Origin of the sequence: Flavobacterium sp. RHBU_3 (genome assembly GCF_046613565.1) — a bacterium.
Taxonomy (GTDB): Bacteria; Bacteroidota; Bacteroidia; order Flavobacteriales; family Flavobacteriaceae; genus Flavobacterium.
Genome location: NZ_JBKJHC010000009.1, coordinates 75,406 through 102,111, shown reverse-complemented (window position 1 = coordinate 102,111; position 26,706 = coordinate 75,406). Strand labels below are relative to the sequence as shown.

Genomic DNA, 26,706 nt, shown 5'->3' with positions numbered 1-26,706 from the left:
CTTTTGCGTTTAGGCATGTAATTTGGATTAAGATTATCATAGCAGGGTGTTTTTACACCGGCTAACCTAAAAATTATGAGTTATGAAAACATTACGATTTTTTATGGCAGCGATGCTACTAATAGTAGCCGGCCAGGTGAAAGCACAGGTATCTATTAACGTAAACATAGGCACACCGCCCGCATGGGGACCCGCAGGGTATACTGATGTGCGCTACTACTACCTGCCCGATATAAGCATGTACTTTGACGTAAGCACCAGCGAATACATTTATATAAACAACGGTGCATGGGTGCGTACTACGGTAGTGCCGGTGGCATACCGTAATTACGATTTTTACAACGGATATAAGGTGGTGCTAAACGATTACCGCGGTGGCACACCGTATGTGTACTACAAAACGCATCATGTAAAATACCCTAAAGGATACCATCCGTCAAGGCAGGCTACTATAGGAGTGCCTCCGGGACAGGCCAAAAAACAATACGCCGCAAGGGGTAATGGTAACAGCCACAGCAATGGAAACGGTAATGGTCATGGAAACGGTAAAGGCCACGGAAAAGGAAAGCACTAAACCGGTGCAACACACAACTTCTGTTCTATTTTTAAGATTGAAACCGGCTCAGTAATGGGCCGGTTTTTTTTGTGGCTTGTTGTGAAATATTCCAATATGGAATACAGGTAAATCTTACAGAATATTGTTGAAAACTAAAACGGGTGTGCGGACAATTGTAGGCGGGTCAATTGTCCGCACCGAAATAACTTTAAAAGCTTATGGACATCAGAGAACAATTTGGGATAAAGGTTAAGGAACTCCGTGATACTAAGGGGTTTTCTATAGAGCATCTTGCCAATGTTTCAAACATTGACCGCAATTACATATCCGATATTGAGAAGGGAAAGCGTAACGTTTCGATTGTGATAATGGAAAAAATTATCCATGCTCTTGATGCCGATTTTGCAACTTTTTTTAATGATAAAAGATTTAGGAAGTAATGAAGGAGACTCTTTCGATAACCGAACTTGACGGAAAGAAATTTAAGATACGTTTAGTTGAACCCGATAATGACAGCAAAGCTGTTATTACGCACTATTTGCATAACATTAATAATGGAGTTTCTAAATATTATGAGGAGGATGCAAAAAAATATTTGAATGAGTTTCTTTCTTACAAATACGATGAAGAAGAGTTAAAGGTTGTAGCTGAAACGGCAATCCAACAATTACTTTTTGAAGTTGAAAACGTGCCATTTCCAACCCCTGAAAATTATACGTTTAAATTTATCGACTTATTTGCGGGTATTGGTGGTTTTAGGATGGCTATGCAGAATTTGGGAGGTAAGTGTGTTTATACGTCAGAATGGGATCCTCAGGCTCAAAAAACATATAGGGCAAACTATGGAGAAGTTCCGTTTGGGGACATAACCAAGGAAAAGAATAAACAATATATTCCTGATGATTTTGATGTGCTTTGCGCAGGTTTTCCTTGTCAGGCATTTTCTATAGCCGGGAAGCGCGGAGGGTTTGAAGATACGAGAGGAACATTGTTTTTTGATGTAGCAGAAATTATAAAACGGAAAAAACCCAAAGCAGTTTTTCTTGAGAATGTGAAAGGTCTCCGTAATCATAATGGGGGAAAAACTCTTGCAACTATTCTTAATGTTTTACGAAATGATTTGGGTTATTACGTACCGGAGCCTCAAATTGTAAATGCAAAAGATTTTGGTGTTCCTCAAAATAGAGAGAGGATATTTATAGTTGGATTCAGACAGGATTTAGGGATTGAAAGTTTTTCTTATCCAAAGCCATCGGGTATTCCAGTAACCTTTGGTGATGATGCTATGGAAAAAAATCCTGTACCCACAAAATATTATTTATCTACTCAATATCTAAAAACTCTTAAAGAGCATAAAGCCCGTCATGAAAGTAAAGGAAATGGTTTTGGATATGACATAATTCCACATGATGGTATTGCCAATGCAATTGTAGTTGGAGGGATGGGGCGTGAGCGTAATCTGATTTATGATGAGCGCCTAACTGACTTTACTCCAACAACAAATATTAAAGGAGAGGTTAATAAAGAAGGTATCCGTAAAATGACACCTCGTGAATGGGCAAGGTTACAGGGTTTCCCTAATGAATTTGTAATTCCTGTAGCTGATGCCGCTGCATATAAACAGTTTGGTAACTCTGTAGCTGTACCTGCGATTCAGGCAACTGCTGAAAAGATTTTAAAAACCGCCAATATCAAGCATAATGTTAAAAGGAAATAAAGGAGAGTGGAGTGAGCTTTATGTTTTTGCAAAGCTATTGGCTGAAGGTAAATTGTATCAATCTGATATTGAGTTAAAAAGAGATGATAATTTTTATGAAATTACGAAAGCTTATAGAGAGGATGCTATTTCGGTATTAGAATACCAAAGGGATGAGCAGATTGTTATATTTCGAAAAGAAGAAAATAGTAGCGAATTATTAAGAGTGCTTCCGAAAGAATATTTTACAAATTCGGCAATAATTATTCTTGATGGAATTATTAAAGGAACTGGTAAAAGTTTTGAAATTCCACAAGCATCGGAATTCATATCTTTAAATGGTATAAATAAACTGACAGCCTTAACGACCAGTAAGTCGGATATTAAGTTGAGAATTTATGACCATCGTTTGGCCAGGGAAACAGATTTAGGATTTAGTATAAAGTCTTTACTCGGGCAAGACTCAACTTTGTTGAATACGGGGCCAGGAAATAATTTTATATATAACATAATTGGAAGTAAAATAGCTGATATTGATGAATTCAATATCAGAACATACAAGCCTGCGGGTAAAATTTCTAAGCTTACGGCTCGTCTATCAGAAATTTTAACTGATGGAGCATCAATCAGTTTTAAAGAGATTCAATCAAAACAGTTATGGCTTAATTTAAAAATGATTGATGGTGATCTCCCTCAAATTTTGGCGTTTGCATTAACCTATAGATGGATTTATCGACAAAATTCATTAAAAGAAATTTGTAGTATACTTGAGGAAAAAGATCCGATGAATTTTTACAACGGTATAAATACAACACAGATGCTTTATGAATATAAGCTGAAGAAGTTTCTCGCTGAGTGTGCAATGGGTATGACATCCGAGACACCATGGGAAGGAATTTATGATGCAACTGGAGGTGTGATTATCGTTAAAGAGGATGGTGATATTGTTTGTTTTCATGTTTACGATTTCAATTTGTTTAGAGATTATTTACTAAACAATACGATTTTTGAGCAGCCTTCAACGGGCGAAGATGGAAATAATCCTGGTCATGAACGAGCTATAGGTAAAAAATACTATTATGGTTGGCTTTATCGGGAAGGGGATGATTTACAATATAAAATTAATCTTCAAATCCGATTTAAGTAATGATGGACCGTCATACCCCAGAGCAACGTTCAAAAAACATGTCTGCAGTTAAGAGCAGCGGAACAAGTTTCGAAATTGCTCTCGGAAGAGCGTTGTGGCAGGAAGGCTTACGTTATCGTAAAAACAATAAAACTGTATTTGGTAAGCCCGATTTTACTTTTAAAAAATATAAAGTGGCTATATTTATAGATAGCGAGTTTTTTCATGGTAAAGACTTTGAAACCAAAAAGAAACCCGCTACAAATGCTGATTTTTGGGAAAAGAAAATATCCCGTAACATAGAACGCGACAAAGAAGTAAACGAGTATTTGATTTCTCAAGGCTGGACTGTAATTCGTTTTTGGAGCAATGATGTAAAAAAGAATCTTGACGGATGTGTGTCTGAAATAAAAGAGTTACTAAACTCTCAATGTTAAATCGCCACATATAACCCCTGTAAAATTCAGGGTGTGTTGTAATGGTTAACATAATTTTATATTTTTGACCCCGTAAAACAAAAGGGTACTATGGAGAAAAAACACGAAAAAAGATGGTATGTAGCTTTTGCCCTTACGGCAATAGTAGCCATTACAGGTTTATTTTGGGATCATATAAAGTGCGCCACGCCTACTGATTTCCTTCCGGAGAGCGCTATTAACGGAGCCGATACGGCCTGGATACTGGCTTCGTCGAGCCTGGTGCTGCTTATGACACCCGGACTTTCGTTTTTTTACGGCGGTATGGTGGGTAAAAAGAACATTATTTCTACCATGCTGCAAAGCTTCATTTGCCTTGGCGTAATTTCTATACTGTGGGTAGTGGTGGGCTTCAGTCTTGCCTTTGGCGATTCTGCCGTAACCATTAACCTGGGCGGTACCAAGTACGGCCTTATAGGCAACTTTAACCAGTATGCCTTTTTTGATAACGTAGACCTTGCCCCGCATGCCAAAATAGCCAGCACCATACCGTTTGTGCTGTTTGCCATGTTCCAGATGAAGTTTGCCATCATCACCCCGGCGCTTATTACCGGTTCGTTTGCCGAGAGGGTTCGTTTTATATCGTACCTGCTGTTCATCTGCCTTTTTTCTATAATAATATATACGCCGCTGTGCCACGCTGTGTGGTACCCGGACGGACTTTTGGGTTCATACTTTGGCGTTAAGGACTTTGCCGGTGGTACCGTGGTACACATGAGTGCCGGTTTTGCGGCCCTTGCCGGAGCATTGGTTTTGGGCAAGCGCAAAGATGCTAACCACCAGCCTACAAACATTCCGTTTGTGCTGCTGGGTACGGGCCTGCTGTGGTTTGGCTGGTTTGGGTTTAATGCCGGTAGTTCGCTTGCGGCAAACGGCGTTGCCGCCAAGGCTTTTGCTACCACAACTGCCGCCTCTGCCGCGTGTATTATGACATGGATTTTCTTCGATCGTATAAACGGACGAAAGGTTTCGGCTATGGGTGCCTGTATAGGTGCTGTAGTGGGTCTTGTAGCCATAACACCGGGTGCGGGTTATGTTACCGTGCCGGAGAGTATTTTCTTTGGGTTTATTTCGGCTATTGTAAGTAACCTGATGATGTACTGGAAAAAACTGAAAAGCTTTGACGATTCACTTGACGTATTTGCCTGCCACGGAGTAGGGGGTATTATGGGTATGATACTTACCGCGATTTTTGCCGAGGGCGAAAACGCCAGCCTGCTGCACGGCGGTTGGGAAGTATTCAGCCACCACATGACGGCACTGGTGCTGGTAGCCATATTCTCGTTCTTTGGCGCTATAGGGCTGTACAAACTGACGAATCTTATGATTCCGCTTCGCGTATCGGAAGAAGCCGAAGAAATGGGCCTTGACCTTTCGCAGCATAACGAAAGCATTGGCTAAACCTCAACAGAAAGTAAGTAATATAGGTTATATTTATTTTAGGCCGCTAACAGCAATGTTGGCGGTTTTTTTTATGAGAATATATATAGGGGAGGTTTGCGGTAGAAAAATATAAAACGTTAACGTAAAGCGTGTTGTGTTTTTAGTTAAATTTGAGGTATTACCTTAAAAACATGACCTCTTATGAAAAAAATTACATTATCATTTAACAGTTTAAATGCTGTATGTGCAGTGTTGCTGTTTGCTGGTTTTACCGCATCTGCGCAGTGTCCCGATAACATTTCGGTAAGTAATTCGCCGGGGCAGTGCGGCGCTACGGTTACCTATAGCACACCCGGCGGATCTAATACCGGGCAGTCGGTTAACGGTGTGGTCAATGGCGACGCCAGTAACGGGCTTACGGGCTGGACCGTGGTAAACGGTGGCAGTGGCTGGATAGTTTCCGGTAGCTACTTTTTATCATCGTATTCTACAGGTACTATGAGCCAGGTGATAGACCTTACCACTATGAATTTAACCGATGCTTACATGGATACCCAGCCTGCCATAACCGTATCAGAACAATATATAGGCTGGTATGTAAATTATGCCGACATATACTCCCTTACGATAGAATTACGTGGAGAAAGCGACAATGTAATAGCTTCTTATGCTACCGGAAACCTTACCTGTTCCAGCACACTACAAACCGCAAGCCATGTATTTACAGGCTACGGTACCGGCGTGCGAAAAGTATATATATCCCACACGGGTAAAGACATAGAGTATTGGCTGGGTAATTACGGTGCTGCGGTTACTAATGCGCAGTGTACTGTAGCCCTGCCAACAAATACTGTTACGCAAACCGGGGGATTGGCCAGCGGTGCTGAGTTTCCTCTTGGTACTACTACTAATACCTTTGATATTACCGATGCTGATAACGTAACAACAACCTGTAGCTTTGATGTTACAGTAACCGACACCGAAGCTCCTACAATAGTACTGCAGCCAAACATTACAGCAGTACTGGGTGAGGACGGCACGGCGTCCATTACTCTTGCAGAGGTTGATGCAGGCACTACCGATAACTGTACAGCTAATACCGTTGTGGTAACGCTGAGTGCTGATACCTTTACCTGCGAAGACCTGGGTACTACGCCCATAACGGTAACTGCTACAGATGGTACTAATGTGGCTACGACTGCGGCAAACGTAACCGTAGTAGATAATACAGCTCCTGTACTATCGGTGCAGGACGTAACGGTGGCACTTACGGCTATAGGTAATGCCGTGGTAACACAGGATATGGTAGATACGGGTACAACCGATAACTGCTCTATAGCTTCAATTTCGCTTAACCAGAATTTGTTTACCTGTACTAACCTGGGGGCAAATACCGTAACGGTTACCGCTACAGATACCGCCGGAAACACCACAACGGGCACTATTACCGTAACGGTTACCGATGGTATGTTTCCTGTAGCTTTGGCACAGGATGTTGCGGTACAGTTAGACGAAAATGGTATGGCTATGGTTTCGGCGGAAGCTGTAAACAACGGCAGTACTGACAACTGCAGCATAGCATCGTACACGCTGGATATGGCCGAATTTACCTGCGAAAACCTTGGGCAAAATGTGGTAACCCTAACCGTTACAGATAGTGCAGGGAATAGCAGCACGGCTTTGGCTACGGTAACTGTAACCGACGAAACCCTGCCGGTAGTTATGACCCAAAACATTACCGTGGCGCTAACTCAGGATGGTACGGCTAATATTATTGCCCAAAACATAGACAACGGTAGTACTGATAACTGTGCTATAGCCAGCTACATTTTAGATGTGGCTGAGTTTAATTGCGACAACCTGGGTGAAAATACCGTAACCCTTACCGTAACCGATGCTTCTGGAAACGTATCGTCTGCTACGGCTATAGTTACCATAGAGGATCCTGAGGAGTATTGTACAGCATCGGGTACTGCTTCTTTTGAGAAAGCCATTACGCTGTACCCTAACCCGGCACAAAACGGTATCCGTATAGAAGCGCAGGGCTATGCCATAAACAAGGCGGAGATGACTGATATTAATGGGCGTTTTATTAAAGCCCTTACACCAGATAACGGAATTATTTCTGCAGATATAACATCGCTAACCTCGGGCATATATTTTATTAAGATATATTCGGGCAGTAATGTCTCAGTACAAAAACTGATTAAACAGTAATTACACCGTTTATAAAAACAAGTCGGCCCGGGGAACTATCCGGGCCGACTTTTTGTTTTTGTATAAAAATGCGGTGATTAGCTTTTTACAATCTTCTTTGTGGTATTACCTTTGGCTGTAGCCACATTAAGTATATAAATACCGTTACTCAGGTCGGCTATATTAGCACGGGTTACCTCAGTGCCAGACGGAGTTATGGTTTTCACCACACGTCCGTTCATATCACTAATGCTTATGTGCTGTATTGCATCGGCACCATTCTGGGCTATGTTAAGCTCGGTTTGGGCAGGGTTAGGGTATGCGGTAAACGTTACTGTATTATACTCCGGGTTACCCGCTGTAGGGGTACTAATGGTTATATTATCCAGGAAGTACGATGTGGTAAAATCGTCAAACGAGTAGTTTATGCGGTTTATCTCGGTGCCGCCGTTCATCAGCGGGCCTGTGTACACCTGGGTGTTGTTTACAAAATAGGTAACAGTGGCAGCAGTAAGGTTGTATGTAGCCTTAATATTGTACCAGTTTCCGGCTTCAAATGAACTTACTTCCTGTGCCTCAAAAATTTCCTGTGCCACGTTATAAGCAGTTACCACATAAATGCCTCCTTCGTAATCAAAGTACAGTATAGATGCCGGTACCTCAGCAGTATTCTGGCTGCCTTGAAGATCGTGGGCAAACAGGATAAAATCCGATCCGTTTTCGGTGTCAATACTGTTTGGGTACACGTCCTGCGAAATAGTAAATACATTACCTCCCGGATTAATGTCTGCAGAAACCCCTATAAGTTGTTCCGGCTCCGTGTCGGCGGCAAGGAATTGTAATGACTGCGAACCGTTGCTTGCCTGTTCTGTTGTAATGAATAAGTGTCCGTCTGAAGCGGGATTTATAATTGTCCAGTTTCCATTTTGTGGTAATAACGAACCTGTTGTAAAACCTTCTGAAGTTTCGAAAGAGAATGATTGTTGGGCTGAAGTAATGCCAACAGAGCCCAGTGCCACGACTGCGGCAAAAAATAACTGTTTTTTCATGTGATTTGATGATTGATGATTAAACTCAGGCGCAAGCATGTGCTTTGCATACGCCCATGACTAATTGATTTTAAATGAATAAATTTTTTATTTGCATTTTATTAACAAGAAGTGTGCCACAAAATTTTATTTGTAACAATAAGATGTTGTTTAGTGAGGTTTTTTGGCAGTTTCCCAGGTGTTTTTTGAACCTATATATGTGCCCTACATTTATTTTTTACCGCCTGTATTTTGTAAGTTTACGCCGCTAAAACCAAACGCACATAATTATGAACTACAGGAATTTTAAAGGAGAACAAATAGCCGAAGTGGGCTTAGGTACATGGCAACTGGGCAGCGCCGACTGGGGTGTGGTAAACCAGGGCGATGCACTGGAAATACTGCATGCCTATGCCGAAAAGGGAGGCAACTTTATAGATACCGCCGATGTATACGGCATGGGTACCAGCGAAAAATTTATAGGTACATTTTTAAAGGAAACCGATAAAAAAATGTATGTGGCTACCAAGCTGGGCCGCAGGCACGATGCCCCTAACGGCTGGCCACAAAACTTTACGTATGATGCCATTCGCCGCCACGTGGAAGATTCTCTTACCCACCTGGGGGTAGACCAGTTGTTCCTGGAGCAGCTGCACTGTATTCCCACTGAGGAATTGCGCAAAGGAGACGTGTTCGATCACCTGCGCAGGCTACAGGAAGAAGGACTGATTAAACATTTTGGTGTAAGCGTAGAAACTGCAGAGGAGGCACTTATCTGCTTAGGGCATAAAGATGTGACTTCACTGCAAATTATTTTCAACCTGTTTAGGCAGCACCTTGCCGATAGTTTTTTTGATAAGGCACAACAGCAGGGTACGGCACTTATAGCACGTGTGCCATTGGCCAGCGGATTGCTGAGTGGTAAGTTTACTGCAAGTACTGTTTTTGCCGAAAAAGACCACCGCAACTATAATGCAAACGGCGATGCCTTTAACGTAGGCGAAACCTTTAGTGGGGTTGCTTTTACTGAAGGCGTGCAGCTTGCAGGCGAAATAAAATCGTTACTACCCGAAGGAAACCTGGCACAGCAAAGCATTAAGTGGATATTGCAGCATCCGGCCATAACCACCGTAATACCGGGCGCTACAAAAGTGAGCCAGGTACACAGCAATATGGATGCGGCCGCTTTGGCTGATTTCCCTGCCGAAACACTAACAGCACTTCGTGGGCTGTATAATGAAAAAATAAAGCCTGCTATTCGCGGGGCGTATTAAGCAGGCTTCTATACAAAAAAAATAGTGGACTGCCGTTTCCGGCACGTCCACTATTATACAATTGGCACTTCCTCAGTTAAACATGAGTATATTATACGGTTTCTTCTTTAATAAATTCACCGTTTGATTTATAGTATGCAGCTACGTCTTTACCGTCTTTGGTAAGTACCAGCTTAAATTCGCTACCGTCTGTAGCAGCCAGTGCTTCTACCAGTGCGTAGTCTTTATATTTGGCTACCGCTTTTTTCAGCACAGCCTGAGAAATCTGGCTTTGGCTTACTTTAGTAAACTCCTTACCATTTTCTACCGTAGGGGCAGGCTGCTGTGGTGCTGCCTGTGCCGGTGTGGCTGTCATTGCAGTGTTTGTAGCCGGGGTAGCAGTGGCAGGGTCTGTAGACGGAGCCGTTGGCGTAGCCGGTGTTGTTACTGCGGGCTGTGGTGTAGCCGGAGTTGCAGGTTGTACTTTGTTATCGGTTTGTGCTATGGCGGTGCCGGCAAAAGCCAGCATAAGTGTTGCGCCTAAAATTAACTTTTTCATGATTGTTTCAATTTTATTTGTTATCAAATCATTTACGCTTAAGTAATATGAAACAATCGTGCCTTTATGGTTAAGTTGTTGTCTTTCAATGATTTGTTTGTTTTTAGGTTTCTGTGTATTAACCTCAGTTCCACAGTGTTTGTAGAAAAATTCCACACATTTTGCATTTTATTAAGGGTGGGCTTTAGAAAAATTTTCTAAATTTCAAACCTGCGTTGCAAGCATATTTTAAAGTAGCTTTGCGCCCCCTTACAGAAAAGAGTAGTAATAATAAACAACACAAAGAAAGCACAGGCCGCCTTATGGGAGTATTTGTAATAAGCAAGCGCGATAACGGACAGTATAAGTTTAGTTTTGATACCCGCAGGGCAAAAACCATTTTTACAAGCATAAGCTGTAAACGCAAGCAGGATTGCGAAATGATGATTGTGGGCATGCGCGAAAACATAGCCCGGCTTACTTATACCAAGAATCGCAGGCCGTCTGGTAAGCTTTTTTTCCGTATTTCTTCCGGAGGATTTGTGTTGGCCACCAGCCGTAATTTTAATACCGAGTTCAGCATGAAAAAAGCAATGGACGAAGTATTGAAATACGTACCCAAAGGAGAAATCATCGACTTTTCTGAAAACGACTTTGTTTTCCCCGAACTGGAAGAGGAGGAAGTGGAGCTTTAAGAGCACTATTCCATTCCATTCCGAATGCAGCATTGCGTAGTTGAGGAATCTCAAAGATGCTTGCCTGTGTACCTCTTAGCTTTCCGTAGGGAAGCCTTTGTGTCCACGCTAATGTGGTGGTGGTGATTTTGTGGTAAAAATCTCCCGCAAAGCTGCTAAGTTGCAAAAGATATTTCTGTACAATAGCCTGAAAGAATTGGCAGGGTAGCTACCTGAAAAGCGAAAAGAATAAAAATATCACAATAACCGCAAGCAGCAGCAAAGCCCTTATGGTAACCGTGCGGCGGTATACGGTATTGTCTTTTGCCCACAGGCGCTTACGGCTTTGCGTAATAGAAAGCATCAGCGTAAGGAAAAATATCATCACAAAAATAGTGAGCAGCTTGTATACCATGCGGCAAAGATAATTAAAAGCCGCAGTACGGTGTTGTTAATGCAATTTATGTATTTTGATGTGATATTGTTTGAATATTTCTTAAATCGTATCTTTATGTTTAATAATGAGGTGGTTGGGATTGTGTATCAGCAAAAAAAGCACTTACTTGCGGCACATAAGAAACTCCCTAACAACCCACAACATGAAGAAAGCACTACTTTCTATTGCTGCTGCGCTGGCTATTACCACAGCCTATGCCCAGCAACCATGGCAGCCCGCCCAAAAGGCGAACATACCACAGGCTGCCATAGCCGATCGGGATTCTAACCCCCGCGAATTTTTACTGTACCAGCTGGATGTTACCACATTAAAAATCCAGCTGCAACAGGCACCCCTGCGACAAAGCGGACAAACATCGCAGGTTATTATTACCCTACCCGATGCCGATGGGCAACTACAGCATTTCAGGGTGTACAATGCCCCGGTGCTTTCGCCGGTATTGGCAGCAAAACATCCGGGCATACAAACCTATGTAGCCCAGGGTATAGAGCATCCGTCTACCACGGTACGTTTTAGTACCACGCTTTACGGACTGCACGTTATGGCACTGGGTAGTAATAACAACACCTGGTACATAGACCCGTATACCAAAGTGGGTAGTGGCAACTACTACATGGTGTACAAAAAGAACAGCCTGCAAACGGCCAAAACGTTTCAGTGCCTTACACAGGATACAAGTACCCACAGGCTTACAGAAAAACAAATAGCAGAAGCCCTGGCACCAATGGATGCGGGCAACTGGCGCACCTACCGTACAGCCATACTTGCCACGGTAGAGTACAGCGCATTTCACATTGCGGAAGCCGGCCTGCAGGATGCTACCTTAGAGGAGAAGACCGAATGCGTTCTTTCTGCCATAACGGTTACCATGACCCGCGTAAACGGTATGTTTGAGCGCGACCTCTCGGTAACCATGCAGCTTGTAGACAACGAGGAAGATGTAATATTTATAGACAGCGACGAAATAAACAATGACAGTGCCAGCAATGTGCTGGATCAGGGCAATGCTATAATCTACGCTACCATAGGCGAAGATAACTTTGATATAGGACACAATTTTGGTACGGCAGGCGGCGGGCTTGCTGCCGGTGGCCCTTGTTCAGATTTTAAGGCAGGTGCCATGACAGGACTTGGTTCACCGGTGGGCGATACGTTTGACATTGACTATGTAGCCCACGAAATAGGCCACCAGTTTGGTGCGCCCCATACCTTTAATGCCGAGTGTGGCGGTAACCGTGATAGTAATAATTCATATGAGCCGGGTGGCGGAACTACTATTTCGGCTTATGCCGGGGTGTGCGACCCTGTAATACAATGGCACAGCGACGCTCAGTTTCATGCCAGCAGTATAGCCCATATGCGCAATCGTATAAACAATGCGGGTAACTGCGTAACACTTGTTTCTACAGGCAATACGCCTCCTGTAGCCAATGCCGGGGCTGATTATGTAATACCCGCTGCTACGGCCTTTATACTGGAAGGCAGCGCTATTGATGCCGAAGGCGATGCCCTTACTTACGACTGGGAACAAATGAACCTTGAAATAAGCACACAGCCACCTATGGCAGATGCTGTAGGCGGGCCAAACTTCCGTTCGTTGCCCATAAGCGATTCACCTAATCGCTGGATGCCACAGATTGAAGACGTATTGGCAAATAATCTTTACCCTACCTGGGAAGTGATACCTATTGTAAGCCGTACCTTGGATTTTGCACTTACCGTTCGCGATAATAATATTAACGGTGGCGAATCGCACACTGATTTTATGCATATTGATGTGGCAGGTGCCGCAGGGCCGTTTTCCGTTACATCACCTAATGTTGGTGTAACCTGGGTAGCGGCTACCAATAAAACCATTACCTGGAATGTGGCAGGCACTACTGAAAACGGTGTGAATACACCGTTTGTAGACATTTACCTGAGCACCGATGGTGGCTATACCTACCCGATACTTTTGGCAGGAGCCGTACCAAACGACGGAAGCGAATCGATATTAGTACCCGATGTAACGACTACCGCAGCACGTGTTATGGTACGTGGGCACAATAATATCTTCTACGATATTTCTAATACTAACTTTACCATAAACCCTTCAGGAAGTACTTTTATGGCTACCGTAGAAGGTGCGCAAACCCAGCAGATATGTAAAGGCAGCGAAACCGCTTATACCTTTAACCTGGAATATTTAAACGGATTTACCGGTACTACCATATTTACTGCTACCGGGCAGCCTACGGGCGCTACAGTAACTTTTTCACCTACGGGGCTTACTGAGCCGGGTGTGGTTACGGTAAACGTTACCAATACAAACAATGCATCGGTGGGCGATTATAACATTGTTGTGCATGCTACGTCGGGTAACGAAACCAAGACCATAACGCTGCACCTTACCATACTGAGTACTGATTTTGCACAGCTTATGGCGGTATATCCGGAAGATGGTACTACTACATTGCCTACTACCATTGCACTGGACTGGAGTACAGACCTGATTGCGTCGTCTTACCAGTTACAGGTGGCTACCGATGAGGATTTTGCCAATATAATAACCGAAGTAAGCACCACGGCAAGTAACTATACCGTGTCGGGGCTGCAAGAGGGTACACAATACTACTGGCGTGTAAAAGGACAAAATGCAGGCTGCGAGGGTAGCTATACCCAGTCGGCATTTTCTACAGGCATTCTGGCTTGTAATGAATATACAACGGCAAACCTGCCGCTTGCAATTTCGGGTGGAGACCCTGCTACAACCTCTACAACCATGCAGGTAGATGGTGAGTTTAACCTGCAGGACATAACTGTGGTTATGGAAATGAACCATAGCTGGATAAGCGATGTTAATGCAACACTGATAAGCCCGGCCGGTACAGAAATAATATTGTTTGCAGGGCAGTGTGGTGATAAGGACGACCTTAATGCATCATTCAGGGATTCGGGTAGCCCGCTTAGCTGCGCAGAAACTGCGCCAACAATATCAGGGATTATAGCGCCACAACAGGCATTAAGTACCCTTTATGGCGAATCGGCACAGGGTACCTGGACGCTGCAAATAGAAGATACGTATGCCGGCGATGGCGGTGCGGTAACCGCATGGAGCCTGGTGTTGTGCGGCCTTAACCCAATTAACCTAAGTACGCCAAAACCGCAGAAGCTGACTAACTTTGCCGTATACCCTAACCCGAATAGGGGTAGCTTTAATGTGCAGTTTGGTGCAGTGGCAGGCATGGCAAACATAACCGTGTACGACCTGCGCGGACGACAGATATACAACCAGCAAAGCCATACCACAACAGGTGTAAATACCATACCGGTACAGCTACAGGCAGAGCAGGGGGTGTACCTTGTAACCGCCGAACAAAACGGGAGTAAAACCACCCGTAAGATTGTAATACAATAAACCGTAGTTTTATGATATGAGAACGGCTGCCCGATAAGGCAGCCGTTCTATTTTATAGTTGATACAGATAATTACTGCTTTACAAACTTAAGCCGTGCAGTACCCGCAGATGTTTCAAGGGTGATGAAATGTACCCCGGCCGATAGTTGAGCTACATTCCATTTGGTGTCGGTAGATGTTTCCAGTACTTTTTGACCTAAAGCGTTGTAGAAGGTGGCTTTGGTTATGCTTATACCATCGGGTATGTTAAGGTTGAGTTCGGTAGCGGCAGGGTTAGGGTACAGGTTGGCGCTAAAGTTGCCGTTAATGGTTGTTGTGCCCAGTACACCACTGTTTACTCCCGTTATAATTTGGTAGTCGGGGTTTACCTCTATGCTCTGCACGGTAAAGCCCGGCACTACATTAAACTGCTGGTTGTTGTAGGTGTTGTCTAATACAGTATTGTATACCTGTCCGCTTGTGCCGTGAAGCCTTACAGGTACCGGCATTTCGAAGAACGTTACAGAGGAGTGCGACTGCGTTTGGGTAAGTTTTACATACACATTTCCTGAACCACCCGGAGTTACAGTAGCGGTATAGGTAGGGTAGCCCTGGTTGTATACCCAGTCGTTAAAAAACTCATCAAGGTTAAGGCCGCTTGCAGTTTCCATATGCGCCTGAAAATCGGGTGTTTTGGCATAGCCATACGCCAGGTTAGCATCGGCAAGGTAGTTTTTTATTCCCTGGTAAAAGTTGGTGTCTCCCAGCTTAAAGCGCAGCATATTCAGCACCATAGCCCCTTTGTTGTAGCTAAGCCTGCTGCTAAAAATGCGGTTTTCGTCCAGCGTATCGTTTGCAGTAAGGTATACCGCGCCGTTAGGGTACGCGGTTATGTTATTTACTTTTTGCTGGCGCCATGTGGTAAAGGATGTAGCCCCGTCCTGGTGCTCTACTACAAGTCCGCTAAGGTAGGTGGCAAAACCTTCGTTCAGCCATATGTCCTGCCATGAGCCACAGGTTATTTTATCGCCAAACCACTGGTGGCCCATTTCGTGCGCTATAAGCTCGCGCCCAAAGCTACCCATAAACGATACGGTAGTGTGTTCCATACCGCCATTTACACCCCACTGTGCATGGCCATACTTTTCGGTATGGAAAGGAAACTGCTCAAAAGTATCCTCGTAAAACTGCATTATGTTTAGCGTTTGGGCAAGCATTGGCTGATTTGTAGACTGCGTTTCGGGGTACAGGTAGTTTACCACCGGGAAACTGCCCAGGGTGCCGTTATACGTTTGGGTATACACACTGTAGTTTGTTACCGCTATGGCTACGAGGTAAGCCGGTATAAGGTAGTTGTGCTGAAAGTGCGTGGTTTTATTACTGCCCGATAAGGTTTGCGAAATCTCAACGCCGTTACTTACAGCTGTGTATTGAGACGGTGCCGTAATGTATACGTCTATACCGTTTATCTTGTCGTTAAGGTCCTGTTTGCACGGCCACCAGTCCTTAGCGCCATACGGCTCGCTAACCGTCCATAATATAGGCGATCCGCTGTGGTATGAGGTTACAATGGCATCGGTATTCGCGTCGGGTTCTCCGTTGTAGTTTACCTCTACAGTGGCCTGCTGTCCCTGCGCCATTACAGCCGGCAGGGTTATTACCAGTTCGTTATTGCTGTTTTGGGTAAAGCTAAGGCTTGTGGTACCCTGTTTTACGCTGGTAACGGTTAGGGCATCGTCCAAGTCGAAGGTAATGGTGCTCATGGACTGCTTAGCGGTAAAATCAGTAGTAATTTTACCGGTTATGTAATATTCGTTAGGGTCTACCGTAAATTCCAGGGTTTGGTGCCCCACGTCGTAGTTGCCGGTATTGGCATTGGCTACAAAGTTTGACGATTTATAGGCCGATTTCATTTCTGACTCTACCAGTTGCTTAAACTCAGGCGAATCGTCTATAGACGGATTATGCTGGGCAAAAGAAACTGCCGAAACGGATAATAGGGCTAATAGGGTAATTTTTCTCATTATAAGCATCAGTTTTGCCAAAGATAGTTACATATCTTCATAAGATGCTGACAGATACCTAAAATTTAGCTTAATAAAGGAAAAATACTGCCTTGCCAGATACAACCGTACCGCTTACCTTTGCGGTATGAAATTTTTAGACATCATTATAGCCGCATTGCTGGTTTTCGGAATTGTAAAAGGAGTAGCCAAAGGACTTTTTGCCGAACTGGCATCGCTTGTGGCACTGGTTGTAGGGCTTTTTATAGCCGTAAAGTTCTCAGGGCTTTTTGCAGGAGACAAGCCGGGTACCGGTGGTATAACGGTGTTCTTTATTACTTTTGTGGCTGCCGTAGTAGGCGTATATATGCTGGCCAAGGTATTTACAAAACTGGCCGAAGCCGGAGGGCTGGGCTGGGTAAACCGCTTACTGGGCGGACTCTTTGGCGGTATTAAGGTGTGCCTTATTGTAAGCGTAACGCTAAATTTCTTCCTGAAGATAAACAGTACGCACATTTTTGCAAGCGAACAAACCCTGCAAGATTCATTGTTTTTTTACCCGGTGCTTAGCGTAAGCAACTTTATTTTCCCGGTGCTGAAAACATGGTTTAGCTAACGCGGTTATTTTGTTTATGGTTCATGGTTTATAGTTCCTTACTCAACTACAAACTATGAACTACGAACTTATTTTTTCTTCATTTTTTCTATGAGACTATCCTCGTATTTTGCCTTTAGCGGAATTACCTCTTTGCTGGTTTCGTTTGGTATGGTCATGCTCAGTACATAGTGTTTTATCTTCCATTCTTTGCCTTGTTTTTCCAGTACGCCACTACCACGGCAGGCTTTCATCCAGGTATCCAGCAGCTCGTCAAACCAGGCAGTTTTTCCGTCTTTACTAAAGTATACATGGCGTTCCAGGGCTTTAAAATCCCATGCCTTTCCTTTATCAAAATACGGCTTACTGAATGCTGAAAATGCTTTTTTGTCCCAGTTCTCAGTAGCATCGGTGCCTATATAGTGCCCGTCTTCGGCTATTTTATCAAAGTACCCATTATAGTCGGCTTTGGCAGCTGCGGCATGCCAGTCATCAAGCAATATGTTAATAGCTTTTGTTTCGTCTGTGGTATTAACAGTGGGCTGTGATTTCAGGTTCATAAAAAGGCTGATGCCCAATGAAACCATAAGCAGGAGAGAGGTTGTTTTTTTCATAACATAAATATAGCAGGATTTGCTAAAACTTTGGCACGAAAAAAATATCTAATTTATGGCTAAATAGTTACGGTTACGGGTTTTCCGCACTTAACATTTCTTTAGGCTTTTTAACAGTTTTTTGTACGGTCTTTTTCATTAAAATTGTTCTAATAAATTCATTCACAAATCAATCTTATGAAAACAAAAAAACTATTGGCGGCAGTAATGCTGCTTGGCGGAGCTATGGCTGTTAATGCGCAAGGAGTGGCTACATCTACTGAAACCGGGTACGGAGTCGATACAGGTGTTTATTTATCTACGACTACATCTACGGTGCATATTGGTTATCAGGCAGGAAAGACCAGTTTGGGTAATAATAACACTATTGTGGGACATGGTGCAGGGTCTCTTGCAACTGCGGCGGGCACAGGTTCAAACAATTGTTTCTTTGGTTTATCATCGGGGGCAAAGAACACTTCAGGCGAATCAAACGTTTTTATAGGAACCAACTCCGGTTATACAAATACCATAGGTAATTATAATATCTGCATCGGTACGGGTTCAGGATCAAACTCCGGGACAGTCAGTACTTCAAACTCTAACCTCTTTATAGGCCACGGAGCCGGCTCGGCAAACGTAAGTGGCGGTGGCAATGTATATCTGGGGTTTGTGTCAGGTGTCAATTGTACCGGCGGAGGAAACGTATTTATTGGGTCGGCATCGGGGTCAAATGTAACCAGTGTAAGTAATAAGCTTTATATCGCTAACTCAGGAACTACAAGTCCTCTAATTTATGGTGATTTTAGCGGTAACAAAGTAGGTATAGGTGGCTATGCGCCACTGAGTACTTCTGATGGTTTCCCTACAACAGCGGGAGGTGCTACACTTACTAATTACAAGCTTTTTGTTCAGGGGGGTATCCTTGCACAGGAAGTACGCGTAGCCACAACTTGGGCTGACTATGTGTTTGATAACGATTATAAGCTGCGTCCGCTTTCTGAAGTTGAACAATATATTGCTCAAAACGGCCACCTGCCAAATGTACCTTCTGCCGAAGTTGTAGAAGCCGATGGTATAGAAGTAGGCGCAATGGCAAAAATTCAACAGGAAAAAATAGAAGAACTTACCCTGTATGCAATAGCGCAGGATAAGAAAATTGAGGCACAGCAAAAACAACTGGAGCAACAGCAGAAAGAAATAGAAGAGCTTAAGGCAGCAGTAAAAGCCATTTCAGAAAAAAAGTAACATAATCTGTAAATCCTATGAAAACAATATGTTACATATTCTTGCTGATATTTTATTGTCTTGCCGCATTTGGTCAAAGTCAAAATAATCATTGGCAGCTGGGTAAATCTGATGTAAATTTCAGTACTAATCCGGGAAGTGCTTCAACGGTGAGTAGCATTACAGGGAACAATTATGGAAAAGCTTCCGTTAGCGATGGTAATGGTAATCTGCTTTTTTACACAGATGGGATAACTATTTGGAATAAAAATCATCAGATTATGACGCATGGTCAAATTTCAGATTATGGTTCTGGTGCCGTTGATGAAGTTATTATTGTACAAAACCCTGCCAATACTAATCAGTACTATGTAGTTGCAAATAGAAAGTTTGTTTACATCTCTGTAGACGATTATTCTTTTGGCTATTATATCTATTGCTTGGTTGATTTTACTAATAACTCTCTAGGAGATTTGGCCGTTTTAAATCCCTCTCTAGGAGATTATATGCCGGATACGGATGAAACAAAATATACGTCTTATCTTAAGGATTCTAGTGGTGGTTTTTTACAACATAAAATTAATTATGCGCCCATAGCTGCTGTTAAAATACCCTCTGGGGAAGGTTCATGGATTGTTGTTCAAGATGAAAATGCTATCTATAGCTATAAAGTGGATGCAAATGGACTTAGCGCCACTCCGATTGTATCAACATTTTCGGCGGGCACTATCTATAATTATAGTAATAGTTATGGACTTGGTGGCAGTCCTCATATTGGTATTGAATCGTGCAGTTTCAGAATTGTCCCCAGTTATAGTAATAGCTCGGTTTATAAACTCTATAGTTTAGAATATTGTCAATATAATGGTTCAGATATTGACATATTATATTTTTATAATATTTTTCACAGCCTTACATTTAATACTGCTACAGGTGTATGTAGTAGTCCTTCAAATATCCCTCTGGGATATAATGTTAATGGAGGAATGTCAAAAAGTTTTGAATTTTCCAATGATTATCAAAAAGTATACCTTACTGTTGTAAAGCTTGCAAATCCTTCGTTTACAGGAGTAACAAATGGAGAAATTCGCGTGTTAGATTTAAGTAATGGCTCACATAGGGCGTTATATACTTACGGCAGTCCTACGACAAGTTCTTCAGAATTTTTAAACATTCAAAAGGACAAATATGGTAATCTGTTGCTTACGGGAATAGCTTCTACAGCTAACAAGGATAAATATTTACACAAGATTGACAGCCCTGACTCTTACAGCACTTCATCTGTTATAGTTAACTATTTGTCACTTAATGGTAATGCTGCTTCGGCCCTACCGCGGCTTGTTGATAATATAACACAACAATGTGCAGGTTCTATAACTCTTACAACTACTGAAACAGCAATTTCGAGACTATATAAATCAAGTGATGTAATTCAGGCAAACACAAATTACACAGTTAACAGCGGTTCTAATATTAAATTTAATGCGAATAATTTAATAATTTTAGGTTCTAATACTGTAATAAAATCAGGGGCTTATTTTGAAGCAAAAATTGCTGATTGTTTTACAGGCAGGCCTGTTGCTATAGGTAAAGAGAAAGATGAAAGTACTCAGGAACAAACAATGTCTGTAAAAGGTACCTTCACCCTGTATCCTAACCCTGCTAACAGCCGCGTGAACCTATCGGCTACCGATGGTATAAAAGCAGTACTGGTTACATCGCTAGATGGTAAGGTAATGTACAACCGCAACTATAGCGATATCCCTAACAACACCGATCTGGACATCAGTTCGTATGCACAGGGCTATTATATGGTAAGCATTACTACCAATAAAGGTGAAATACAAACCCAGAAGCTGATTAAAAACTAACAGCCTACAGGTATAAACAAAAAGGGCTGCCCGGTATCGGGCAGCCCTTTGCTATTTTGTTAAATGTATTAAATAGTCGATTTAAACTGCTCCAGGAAGCGTACGTCGTTTTCATAAAACATACGTATGTCGCTTATTTGGTACAGCAGCATGGCCATACGCTCTATACCCATACCAAAGGCAAAGCCGTTGTATTTGGCGGGGTCTATGTTGCAGTTCTTAAGAACATTAGGGTCTACCATACCGCAGCCCATAATTTCCAGCCAGCCGGTACCTTTTGTTATACGGTAATCAGTCTCGGTTTTAAGCCCCCAGTAAATATCTACCTCGGCGCTTGGCTCTGTGAACGGGAAATAGCTTGGGCGCAGGCGTATCTTGCTCTTGCCGAACATTTCTTTGGTAAAGTATAGCAGCGTCTGCTTCAGGTCGGCAAACGATACGTCTTTGTCTATATAAAGCCCTTCTATCTGGTGGAAGATACAGTGCGAACGCGATGATATGGCCTCATTACGAAACACCCTACCCGGAGATATGGTACGTATGGGCGGCTTATTGTCTTCCATATAACGCACCTGTACCGATGAGGTGTGCGTACGCAGCAGCACATCAGGATTTGTTTGTATGAAGAAGGTATCCTGCATGTCGCGTGCCGGGTGGTACTCGGGCAGGTTTAGCGCGGTAAAGTTGTGCCAGTCGTCTTCAATTTCCGGACCCTCGCTTACGTTAAACCCGATGTTGCTGAAAATGTCTATTACCTGGTTCCTTACAATAGATATGGGGTGACGGCTACCTACGCCAAACGGCTCACCCGGACGGGTAAGGTCGCCGTAAATGCCTTTAGCTTCTTCTTTGCTTTCAAAAACCTCCTGAAGGTCGGCTACCTTTCCTTCGGCAGTCTTTTTCAGTTGGTTTATTACCTGTCCGAATTCTTTTTTCTGGTCGGCGGCTACGTTTTTAAACTCGGCAAAAAAGTCTTTAAGTAATCCTTTGCTACCTAAAAATTTAATCCTGAATGCCTCAAGTTCTTCTTTGGTGTGTGCCTTAAATGCCTCGGCTTCGGCTATGTAGTCTTTAATCTTGTCTATCATCTTTCACGGTCAAAAGTCTGCAAATTTAGGTATTTTAAAATTGCTGCGCTACCCCATTAGTAGGTATTATTTTCTTAAAAAACATTTAAAGGTGTAAATATTACCTTTCAGCAACTATTAAAAAAGCCTTAATGTTAATATTGCGGGGTTTGTTTTTAACCCTCCATTAACCGTCTATTAACGCATTGCCCGGCTTATTTTGTTTCAGAAATCATTTAAAAACATTTGAGCTATGAAAAAAATACCCTTTTTGCATATGGCTGCCATGGCAGCAGTGCTTAGCCTTGCATCGTGCAGCGACGACGAATCGGAAAGTGTAAACAACGAGCCTGGACAGGTAACCGCGGCGGCTAATACTGAGGCGGCTACTGATTACGACTACAGTGCTACCGCCAAGCAGGTTAATCTTGCAGGATCGTCGGCTACGTCTGATGACGAATCGGTAACTACCGAGGGTAGTAAGGTAACCATTACACAATCGGGCGTGTACCATGTAAGTGGTACCCTGGCCGATGGCCAACTGGTGGTGGATGCCGATGAAAATGCTGTGGTAAAACTGGTGTTTGACGGTGTAAGTATTACCAGTAGTACTAATGCAGCTATAGATATAGAAAATGCCGATAAGGTAATTATCCGCGTGCAGCAGGGTACTACAAATACCATTACCGACGCCAGCGGCAACAGCCAAAATGGTGCCATATACAGCCGTACCAAGCTGAGCATTTTTGGTACAGGTACGCTTACGGTAAATGGTAACGATGCTGCTGCCATACGCAGCGAAGGCGGGGTAGTGCTTAAGGAAAGCACCTTTATACTAAATGCCGATGACGTGGCAGTAAGTACTGATTTTAATATTACGGTGCCAAGTGGCGATTTTACCGTTAATGCGCAGGGTGATGGCTTTAGTGCCGATACCGATATTAACATAACAGGCGGTACCATAAACATAGCACAAAGCCAGGATGGTTTTGAGGCCGGAGCTGTAAATATAGCAGCCGGTACCGTAAGGATTACCGCATCAGCAGATGGTATAGATGCTGATGGAGCAAATACATCGGCCAATACCGAAATTTACCTTAAAGGCGGCTACCTGTATGTAAATGCCGCCCAAAACGGACTTGATGCACAGGGTAACATTGTTGTAGATGGTGGTACACTGGTAATAGACGGCCCTACTGCGGGCAGCAGCGCTGCTGTAAACTTTACGGGTAACTTTAATATAAACAATGGTGTTGTGGTTGCGGTAAGCGGTAACGGTACCATTGATGCACCAAGTGAAACATCGGGGCAAAATGCCGTACTACTTGATTTTGAGAGTACCCAGGATGCAGAAACCGTAGTACACCTGCAAAGCACCACGGGCGCAAACCTGTTTACCTTTAAGCCGGCCCACAGCTTTAAGAAAATACTGGTAAGTACAGCTGCGGTGGCCGATAACGGCAGCTATCAGCTTTACACAGGCGGTACGGTAACCGGTGATATTACCGATGGCTGGTACGATTTTATCAGCTATATAGGTGGTGTGCTGCAAGCAACCTTTACTGTAACGGGTACGGTAACTACAGTACAATCTGCAAACTTATAATTTCACAGCAGTATTATTTATAAACAGAATACCCTGAGGTGTAAGCCCCAGGGTATTTTTATTGTATAAGCCCACGCTCTAAAAAATAATCTACAATAGCGGTTTTCATCAGTACGCTTTGCTCTCCGGCTTTTAGCGGTGGCAGCTGTTCTTTTACGGTGTAGTGTGGCCAGCCATCGGCATCAAAAAAGTCGAACTCATAATAGCCAAAGGGTTCCAGAAGGCGGCATATGGCTATATGCATCAGGTTTACCTTTTCGTCTTTTTTAAACTTTTTATGGAACTTACCCAGTTCCTGTACACCTATAAGGTAAATAATAGAGTCGAGGTCCAGCATTTCGCCATCGGCAAAACGGTCACTCAATATTTTTACAAGCTGATCCCAGCGTTCTTTCAGTTGTTCGTCGCGCGACATGTATATCCTTTCGTTTTATAAGCGGCAAAGATAGTCAGATAAATTTTAGCACAGACCCGGCTTAGGGTTAAAAGCTTTTGCTTTATTTAGAACTATTCAAAATTTTGATATAACGCTTCATTCTGAAATCAATTCTTAATTATTTATTAATTTTGTGTATTATTATTTGAAGAATGTCGAATTTCAAGAGTGTGATATTGGTAGATGACGATGAAGATGACCGCATGGTTTTCAGGGATATTGTGCACAGTGTTTACCCAAATATTATATTTAACGACTTTAATTCGGCCGATGCTTCGCTTGCTTTTTTGGAGTGCGACCATATAATGAAACCCGACCTGATTTTTATGGACGTAAACATGCCTGTAAAAGATGGTTTTTTCCTGTTGCGCTATTTAAGAAAGCGTGAATACCTGCGCGATATACCGGTTATAATGTTTTCCACCAGCTCTGACCCGGAGGATATAGAGCAAGCCCGGAAACTGGGCGCGGTGGGCTATGCCGTAAAACCATCTGAAGTAGCAAAGCTTACCGATATTATAAAAATAGTTTCGGAAAGGATACTGTATACCACCAGCCCCGACGAAAATTTGGTGCTGCTGTAAAACAAACAATCCGGCTTTAAGGCCGGATTGTTTGTTTTAGGTTAATTTGTTTATCTGTGGATATGTTTGTTCGTTTTCGGCTGAGTAAGCAACTTTAAACAGTTAGGCATAACACCCCGCCAGCTGCGGCGGGCACCCCTCCTCCGGACTATCGTGTGGACACATCTTTGCGACTTTGCGAGGAATTTTTTACCACAAGGTGCACAAAGTTTTTCACAAAGGGCACAAAAGAGCTAAATTATGCTTAATACGAACACGAAGGCTTTCCTTTGGAAAGCAAAAAAAGTTCACAAAGCCATTTGTGTCCATATGATAATCTGAAAGAAGGGAATAGCTTCACTGTGTTACGCTAAATCGGCAGAGTGAGCAACCTGAAACTTTAAACTTTAAACAAATAAACTAACTATTCATTATCGTTTCTATCTCTTCTGCTTCAATAGGAATATTACGCATCAGGTTAAACGGTTCGCCGCTTGGCTGTACCACCACGTTATCTTCCAGGCGTATGCCAAAACCTTCCTGCGGAATATAAATACCCGGTTCTACGGTAAACACCATGTTGGCTTCCATAGGCAGGTGCAGCAGGCCGTAGTCGTGTGTATCCAGCCCCATGTGGTGGCTGGTGCCGTGCATAAAGTATTTTTTGTAGGCAGGCCATGCCGGGTCTTCGTTTTGTACATCGGCTTTATCAATAAGCCCAAGGCCAAGTAGCTCAGAGGTCATAATCTTGCCCACTTCTATGTGGTATTGTTTCCACAGGGTACCTGGGGTAAGCAGTTTTGTAGCTTCGTTTTTCACGCGAAGTACGGCATCGTACACCTGGCGCTGGCGTGGTGTAAAACGTCCGTTTACCGGAATGGTACGGCTAAGGTCGCTGCTGTAGTTAGCGTACTCGGCTGCTACGTCAAACAGTATCAGGTCGCCGTCCTTACATTCCTTGTTGTTTTCTATATAGTGCAGCACATTAGCGTTATTGCCGCTGGCAATAATAGGAGTATATGCAAAGCCCTTACTGCGGTTGCGTACAAACTCGTGTATCAGTTCGGCTTCCAGTTCGTATTCCCACACGCCCGGCTTAGTAAAGCCCAGGATACGGCGGAAACCTTTCTCGGTAATATCGCACGCGTGCTGAATCAGGTCCAGTTCTTCCTGCTCTTTAATAGAACGCAGGCGTTGCAGTATCGGGTTGCTTTTGGCTACCTGGTGTGCAGGGTATTTGTCTTTCCACCACTTAATAAAACGGGCTTCGCGGGTTTCGGTTTCTACTGATGAGCGGTAGTGCTCGTTAGTATTAACATAAATGGTATCGGTATAGGTCATTACCTCAAAAAGCGTCTTTTCAAAGTCCTTAAGCCATACAATGTTCTTGATGCCGCTTACTTCGGTAGCGCGTTCTTTAGTTAGTTTTTCGCCTTCCCAAATGGCTATGTGCTCGTTGGTTTCACGCAGGAACAGTATCTCACGCAGGTGCTCGTATGGCGCATCCGGGCACAGTAAAAGGATGGACTCCTCCTGGTCGGCGCCACTCAGGTAAAAAATATCGCGGTGTTGTGCAAACGGCAGGGTGCTGTCGGCACTCACGGGGTAAATATCGTTAGAATTGAATACGGCAACGCTTTTCGGCTTCATTTCGGCCATAAACTTTTTACGGTTTTTAATGAAAAGGCTGCTGGGTATCTGATGGTATTTCATAATAAAATTTTTATTTGGATACCAAAGGTAGTGAGAAATGGGGGAATGGGGGAGAGGGAATTTTGATATATTTACATGAAATTACCAACCCAATATAAAAAATGAACATCAAACCTATAAAGACAGAAGAGGATTACAATGCGGCATTACAAAGGCTTGAGGTTATTTTTGATGCAGTACCCGGAACACCCGAAAGTGATGAGCTGGAGATATTGGGTAAACTAATCGAAGAATATGAAATCAAACATTTCTTAACGGAATAGGGCTTACCTT

Annotated in this window: 24 protein-coding genes; 16 read left to right on the top strand and 8 right to left on the bottom strand. The window is 43.2% G+C overall.

Annotated features, from left to right (window positions below; translation table 11 throughout):
• Positions 1-82: 82 nt before the first annotated feature.
• The 7 genes from ACLI1A_RS13585 (at position 83) to ACLI1A_RS13555 (ending at position 7,454) form a co-directional block, all read left to right on the top strand.
• Entirely contained in the window at positions 83-574 is a 492-nt protein-coding gene (locus tag ACLI1A_RS13585; RefSeq protein ID WP_411409219.1) for a hypothetical protein, read from the top strand.
• 200 nt (positions 575-774) lie between these two features.
• A complete protein-coding gene (locus ACLI1A_RS13580; RefSeq protein WP_411409218.1) occupies positions 775-996 on the top strand; it encodes a helix-turn-helix domain-containing protein in 222 nt (73 codons plus the stop codon).
• Positions 996-2,273: a DNA cytosine methyltransferase gene (locus tag ACLI1A_RS13575; RefSeq protein ID WP_411409217.1), complete on the top strand. Its 1,278-nt coding sequence runs from the start codon at positions 996-998 to the stop codon at positions 2,271-2,273. The genes ACLI1A_RS13580 and ACLI1A_RS13575 overlap by 1 nt, the downstream gene beginning before the upstream one ends.
• Complete coding sequence (locus ACLI1A_RS13570; RefSeq protein WP_411409216.1) at positions 2,257-3,399, top strand: HpaII family restriction endonuclease; 1,143 nt, start codon at positions 2,257-2,259, stop codon at positions 3,397-3,399. The genes ACLI1A_RS13575 and ACLI1A_RS13570 overlap by 17 nt, the downstream gene beginning before the upstream one ends.
• On the top strand, positions 3,399-3,815 hold the full coding sequence (locus tag ACLI1A_RS13565) for a very short patch repair endonuclease (RefSeq protein ID WP_411409215.1): 417 nt from the start codon (positions 3,399-3,401) through the stop codon (positions 3,813-3,815). The genes ACLI1A_RS13570 and ACLI1A_RS13565 overlap by 1 nt, the downstream gene beginning before the upstream one ends.
• A gap of 90 nt (positions 3,816-3,905) precedes the next feature.
• A complete protein-coding gene (locus tag ACLI1A_RS13560; RefSeq protein ID WP_411409214.1) occupies positions 3,906-5,255 on the top strand; it encodes an ammonium transporter in 1,350 nt (449 codons plus the stop codon).
• Between the two features lie 183 nt (positions 5,256-5,438).
• On the top strand, positions 5,439-7,454 hold the full coding sequence (locus ACLI1A_RS13555; RefSeq protein ID WP_411409213.1) for a T9SS type A sorting domain-containing protein: 2,016 nt from the start codon (positions 5,439-5,441) through the stop codon (positions 7,452-7,454).
• A gap of 77 nt (positions 7,455-7,531) precedes the next feature.
• Here the strand turns inward: ACLI1A_RS13555 and ACLI1A_RS13550 are convergent, their stop codons facing one another.
• Positions 7,532-8,482: a T9SS type A sorting domain-containing protein gene (locus tag ACLI1A_RS13550; RefSeq protein ID WP_411409212.1), complete on the bottom strand. Its 951-nt coding sequence runs from the start codon at positions 8,480-8,482 to the stop codon at positions 7,532-7,534.
• A 269-nt stretch (positions 8,483-8,751) separates the two neighbouring features.
• Between ACLI1A_RS13550 and ACLI1A_RS13545 the strand changes: the two genes are divergently transcribed.
• Positions 8,752-9,735: an aldo/keto reductase gene (locus ACLI1A_RS13545; RefSeq protein WP_411409211.1), complete on the top strand. Its 984-nt coding sequence runs from the start codon at positions 8,752-8,754 to the stop codon at positions 9,733-9,735.
• A 91-nt stretch (positions 9,736-9,826) separates the two neighbouring features.
• Here ACLI1A_RS13545 and ACLI1A_RS13540 read toward each other — a convergent pair whose 3' ends face one another.
• A complete protein-coding gene (locus ACLI1A_RS13540; protein ID WP_411409210.1) occupies positions 9,827-10,273 on the bottom strand; it encodes a hypothetical protein in 447 nt (148 codons plus the stop codon).
• Positions 10,274-10,488: 215 nt separating this feature from the next.
• On the opposite strand from ACLI1A_RS13540, the gene ACLI1A_RS13535 reads away from it, so the two are divergent.
• On the top strand, positions 10,489-10,947 hold the full coding sequence (locus tag ACLI1A_RS13535; RefSeq protein WP_411409209.1) for a DUF1508 domain-containing protein: 459 nt from the start codon (positions 10,489-10,491) through the stop codon (positions 10,945-10,947).
• A 208-nt stretch (positions 10,948-11,155) separates the two neighbouring features.
• Here the strand turns inward: ACLI1A_RS13535 and ACLI1A_RS13530 are convergent, their stop codons facing one another.
• Positions 11,156-11,314, bottom strand: coding sequence for a hypothetical protein (locus ACLI1A_RS13530; RefSeq protein ID WP_411409208.1), 159 nt, complete (start codon positions 11,312-11,314; stop codon positions 11,156-11,158).
• Between the two features lie 211 nt (positions 11,315-11,525).
• Between ACLI1A_RS13530 and ACLI1A_RS13525 the strand changes: the two genes are divergently transcribed.
• Positions 11,526-14,780, top strand: a complete 3,255-nt coding sequence (locus ACLI1A_RS13525; protein ID WP_411409207.1) for a reprolysin-like metallopeptidase — start codon at positions 11,526-11,528, stop codon at positions 14,778-14,780.
• Positions 14,781-14,851: 71 nt separating this feature from the next.
• On the opposite strand, the gene ACLI1A_RS13520 is transcribed toward ACLI1A_RS13525, so the two are convergent.
• Positions 14,852-16,783 carry a M1 family aminopeptidase gene (locus tag ACLI1A_RS13520; RefSeq protein WP_411409206.1) on the bottom strand — a complete coding sequence of 644 codons (1,932 nt, stop codon included), beginning with the start codon at positions 16,781-16,783 and terminating at the stop codon, positions 14,852-14,854.
• A gap of 127 nt (positions 16,784-16,910) precedes the next feature.
• Between ACLI1A_RS13520 and ACLI1A_RS13515 the strand changes: the two genes are divergently transcribed.
• Positions 16,911-17,378 carry a CvpA family protein gene (locus ACLI1A_RS13515; RefSeq protein ID WP_411409205.1) on the top strand — a complete coding sequence of 156 codons (468 nt, stop codon included), beginning with the start codon at positions 16,911-16,913 and terminating at the stop codon, positions 17,376-17,378.
• A 68-nt stretch (positions 17,379-17,446) separates the two neighbouring features.
• Here ACLI1A_RS13515 and ACLI1A_RS13510 read toward each other — a convergent pair whose 3' ends face one another.
• On the bottom strand, positions 17,447-17,971 hold the full coding sequence (locus tag ACLI1A_RS13510; protein ID WP_411409204.1) for a nuclear transport factor 2 family protein: 525 nt from the start codon (positions 17,969-17,971) through the stop codon (positions 17,447-17,449).
• Positions 17,972-18,148: 177 nt separating this feature from the next.
• Between ACLI1A_RS13510 and ACLI1A_RS13505 the strand changes: the two genes are divergently transcribed.
• Together ACLI1A_RS13505 and ACLI1A_RS13500 are read left to right on the top strand one after the other, a co-directional pair.
• On the top strand, positions 18,149-19,198 hold the full coding sequence (locus ACLI1A_RS13505) for a hypothetical protein (RefSeq protein WP_411409203.1): 1,050 nt from the start codon (positions 18,149-18,151) through the stop codon (positions 19,196-19,198).
• A 17-nt stretch (positions 19,199-19,215) separates the two neighbouring features.
• Positions 19,216-21,048 carry a T9SS type A sorting domain-containing protein gene (locus tag ACLI1A_RS13500; RefSeq protein WP_411409202.1) on the top strand — a complete coding sequence of 611 codons (1,833 nt, stop codon included), beginning with the start codon at positions 19,216-19,218 and terminating at the stop codon, positions 21,046-21,048.
• 68 nt (positions 21,049-21,116) lie between these two features.
• Here the strand turns inward: ACLI1A_RS13500 and pheS are convergent, their stop codons facing one another.
• Positions 21,117-22,136, bottom strand: a complete 1,020-nt coding sequence (pheS, locus tag ACLI1A_RS13495; protein WP_411409201.1) for a phenylalanine--tRNA ligase subunit alpha — start codon at positions 22,134-22,136, stop codon at positions 21,117-21,119.
• Positions 22,137-22,368: 232 nt separating this feature from the next.
• Between pheS and ACLI1A_RS13490 the strand changes: the two genes are divergently transcribed.
• Positions 22,369-23,721, top strand: coding sequence for a carbohydrate-binding domain-containing protein (locus ACLI1A_RS13490; protein ID WP_411409200.1), 1,353 nt, complete (start codon positions 22,369-22,371; stop codon positions 23,719-23,721).
• A 58-nt stretch (positions 23,722-23,779) separates the two neighbouring features.
• On the opposite strand, the gene ACLI1A_RS13485 is transcribed toward ACLI1A_RS13490, so the two are convergent.
• Positions 23,780-24,136 carry a hypothetical protein gene (locus tag ACLI1A_RS13485; protein WP_411409199.1) on the bottom strand — a complete coding sequence of 119 codons (357 nt, stop codon included), beginning with the start codon at positions 24,134-24,136 and terminating at the stop codon, positions 23,780-23,782.
• A gap of 173 nt (positions 24,137-24,309) precedes the next feature.
• Here ACLI1A_RS13485 and ACLI1A_RS13480 point away from each other — a divergent pair, with 173 nt between their 5' ends.
• Entirely contained in the window at positions 24,310-24,741 is a 432-nt protein-coding gene (locus tag ACLI1A_RS13480) for a response regulator (RefSeq protein WP_411409198.1), read from the top strand.
• A gap of 399 nt (positions 24,742-25,140) precedes the next feature.
• On the opposite strand, the gene ACLI1A_RS13475 is transcribed toward ACLI1A_RS13480, so the two are convergent.
• The gene (locus tag ACLI1A_RS13475; RefSeq protein WP_411409197.1) at positions 25,141-26,433 is read right to left on the bottom strand and encodes an aminopeptidase P family protein; all 1,293 of its coding nucleotides are present in this window, start codon (positions 26,431-26,433) and stop codon (positions 25,141-25,143) included.
• Positions 26,434-26,534: 101 nt separating this feature from the next.
• Between ACLI1A_RS13475 and ACLI1A_RS13470 the strand changes: the two genes are divergently transcribed.
• A complete protein-coding gene (locus ACLI1A_RS13470) occupies positions 26,535-26,696 on the top strand; it encodes a hypothetical protein (RefSeq protein ID WP_411409196.1) in 162 nt (53 codons plus the stop codon).
• Positions 26,697-26,706: the final 10 nt, after the last annotated feature.

Excerpts from the sequence above, each read along its gene's own strand:
- ACLI1A_RS13585 (WP_411409219.1), top strand. The coding sequence starts at position 83 with ATGAAAACATTACGATTTTTTATGGCAGCGATGCTACTAATAGTAGCC.
- ACLI1A_RS13580 (WP_411409218.1), top strand. The coding sequence starts at position 775 with ATGGACATCAGAGAACAATTTGGGATAAAGGTTAAGGAACTCCGTGAT.
- ACLI1A_RS13575 (WP_411409217.1), top strand. The coding sequence starts at position 996 with ATGAAGGAGACTCTTTCGATAACCGAACTTGACGGAAAGAAATTTAAG.
- ACLI1A_RS13570 (WP_411409216.1), top strand. The coding sequence starts at position 2,257 with ATGTTAAAAGGAAATAAAGGAGAGTGGAGTGAGCTTTATGTTTTTGCA.
- ACLI1A_RS13565 (WP_411409215.1), top strand. The coding sequence starts at position 3,399 with ATGATGGACCGTCATACCCCAGAGCAACGTTCAAAAAACATGTCTGCA.
- ACLI1A_RS13560 (WP_411409214.1), top strand. The coding sequence starts at position 3,906 with ATGGAGAAAAAACACGAAAAAAGATGGTATGTAGCTTTTGCCCTTACG.
- ACLI1A_RS13555 (WP_411409213.1), top strand. The coding sequence starts at position 5,439 with ATGAAAAAAATTACATTATCATTTAACAGTTTAAATGCTGTATGTGCA.
- ACLI1A_RS13550 (WP_411409212.1), bottom strand. The coding sequence starts at position 8,482 with ATGAAAAAACAGTTATTTTTTGCCGCAGTCGTGGCACTGGGCTCTGTT.
- ACLI1A_RS13545 (WP_411409211.1), top strand. The coding sequence starts at position 8,752 with ATGAACTACAGGAATTTTAAAGGAGAACAAATAGCCGAAGTGGGCTTA.
- ACLI1A_RS13540 (WP_411409210.1), bottom strand. The coding sequence starts at position 10,273 with ATGAAAAAGTTAATTTTAGGCGCAACACTTATGCTGGCTTTTGCCGGC.
- ACLI1A_RS13525 (WP_411409207.1), top strand. The coding sequence starts at position 11,526 with ATGAAGAAAGCACTACTTTCTATTGCTGCTGCGCTGGCTATTACCACA.
- ACLI1A_RS13520 (WP_411409206.1), bottom strand. The coding sequence starts at position 16,783 with ATGAGAAAAATTACCCTATTAGCCCTATTATCCGTTTCGGCAGTTTCT.
- ACLI1A_RS13515 (WP_411409205.1), top strand. The coding sequence starts at position 16,911 with ATGAAATTTTTAGACATCATTATAGCCGCATTGCTGGTTTTCGGAATT.
- ACLI1A_RS13510 (WP_411409204.1), bottom strand. The coding sequence starts at position 17,971 with ATGAAAAAAACAACCTCTCTCCTGCTTATGGTTTCATTGGGCATCAGC.
- ACLI1A_RS13505 (WP_411409203.1), top strand. The coding sequence starts at position 18,149 with ATGAAAACAAAAAAACTATTGGCGGCAGTAATGCTGCTTGGCGGAGCT.
- ACLI1A_RS13500 (WP_411409202.1), top strand. The coding sequence starts at position 19,216 with ATGAAAACAATATGTTACATATTCTTGCTGATATTTTATTGTCTTGCC.
- pheS (WP_411409201.1), bottom strand. The coding sequence starts at position 22,136 with ATGATAGACAAGATTAAAGACTACATAGCCGAAGCCGAGGCATTTAAG.
- ACLI1A_RS13490 (WP_411409200.1), top strand. The coding sequence starts at position 22,369 with ATGAAAAAAATACCCTTTTTGCATATGGCTGCCATGGCAGCAGTGCTT.
- ACLI1A_RS13485 (WP_411409199.1), bottom strand. The coding sequence starts at position 24,136 with ATGTCGCGCGACGAACAACTGAAAGAACGCTGGGATCAGCTTGTAAAA.
- ACLI1A_RS13480 (WP_411409198.1), top strand. The coding sequence starts at position 24,310 with ATGTCGAATTTCAAGAGTGTGATATTGGTAGATGACGATGAAGATGAC.
- ACLI1A_RS13475 (WP_411409197.1), bottom strand. The coding sequence starts at position 26,433 with ATGAAATACCATCAGATACCCAGCAGCCTTTTCATTAAAAACCGTAAA.
- ACLI1A_RS13470 (WP_411409196.1), top strand. The coding sequence starts at position 26,535 with ATGAACATCAAACCTATAAAGACAGAAGAGGATTACAATGCGGCATTA.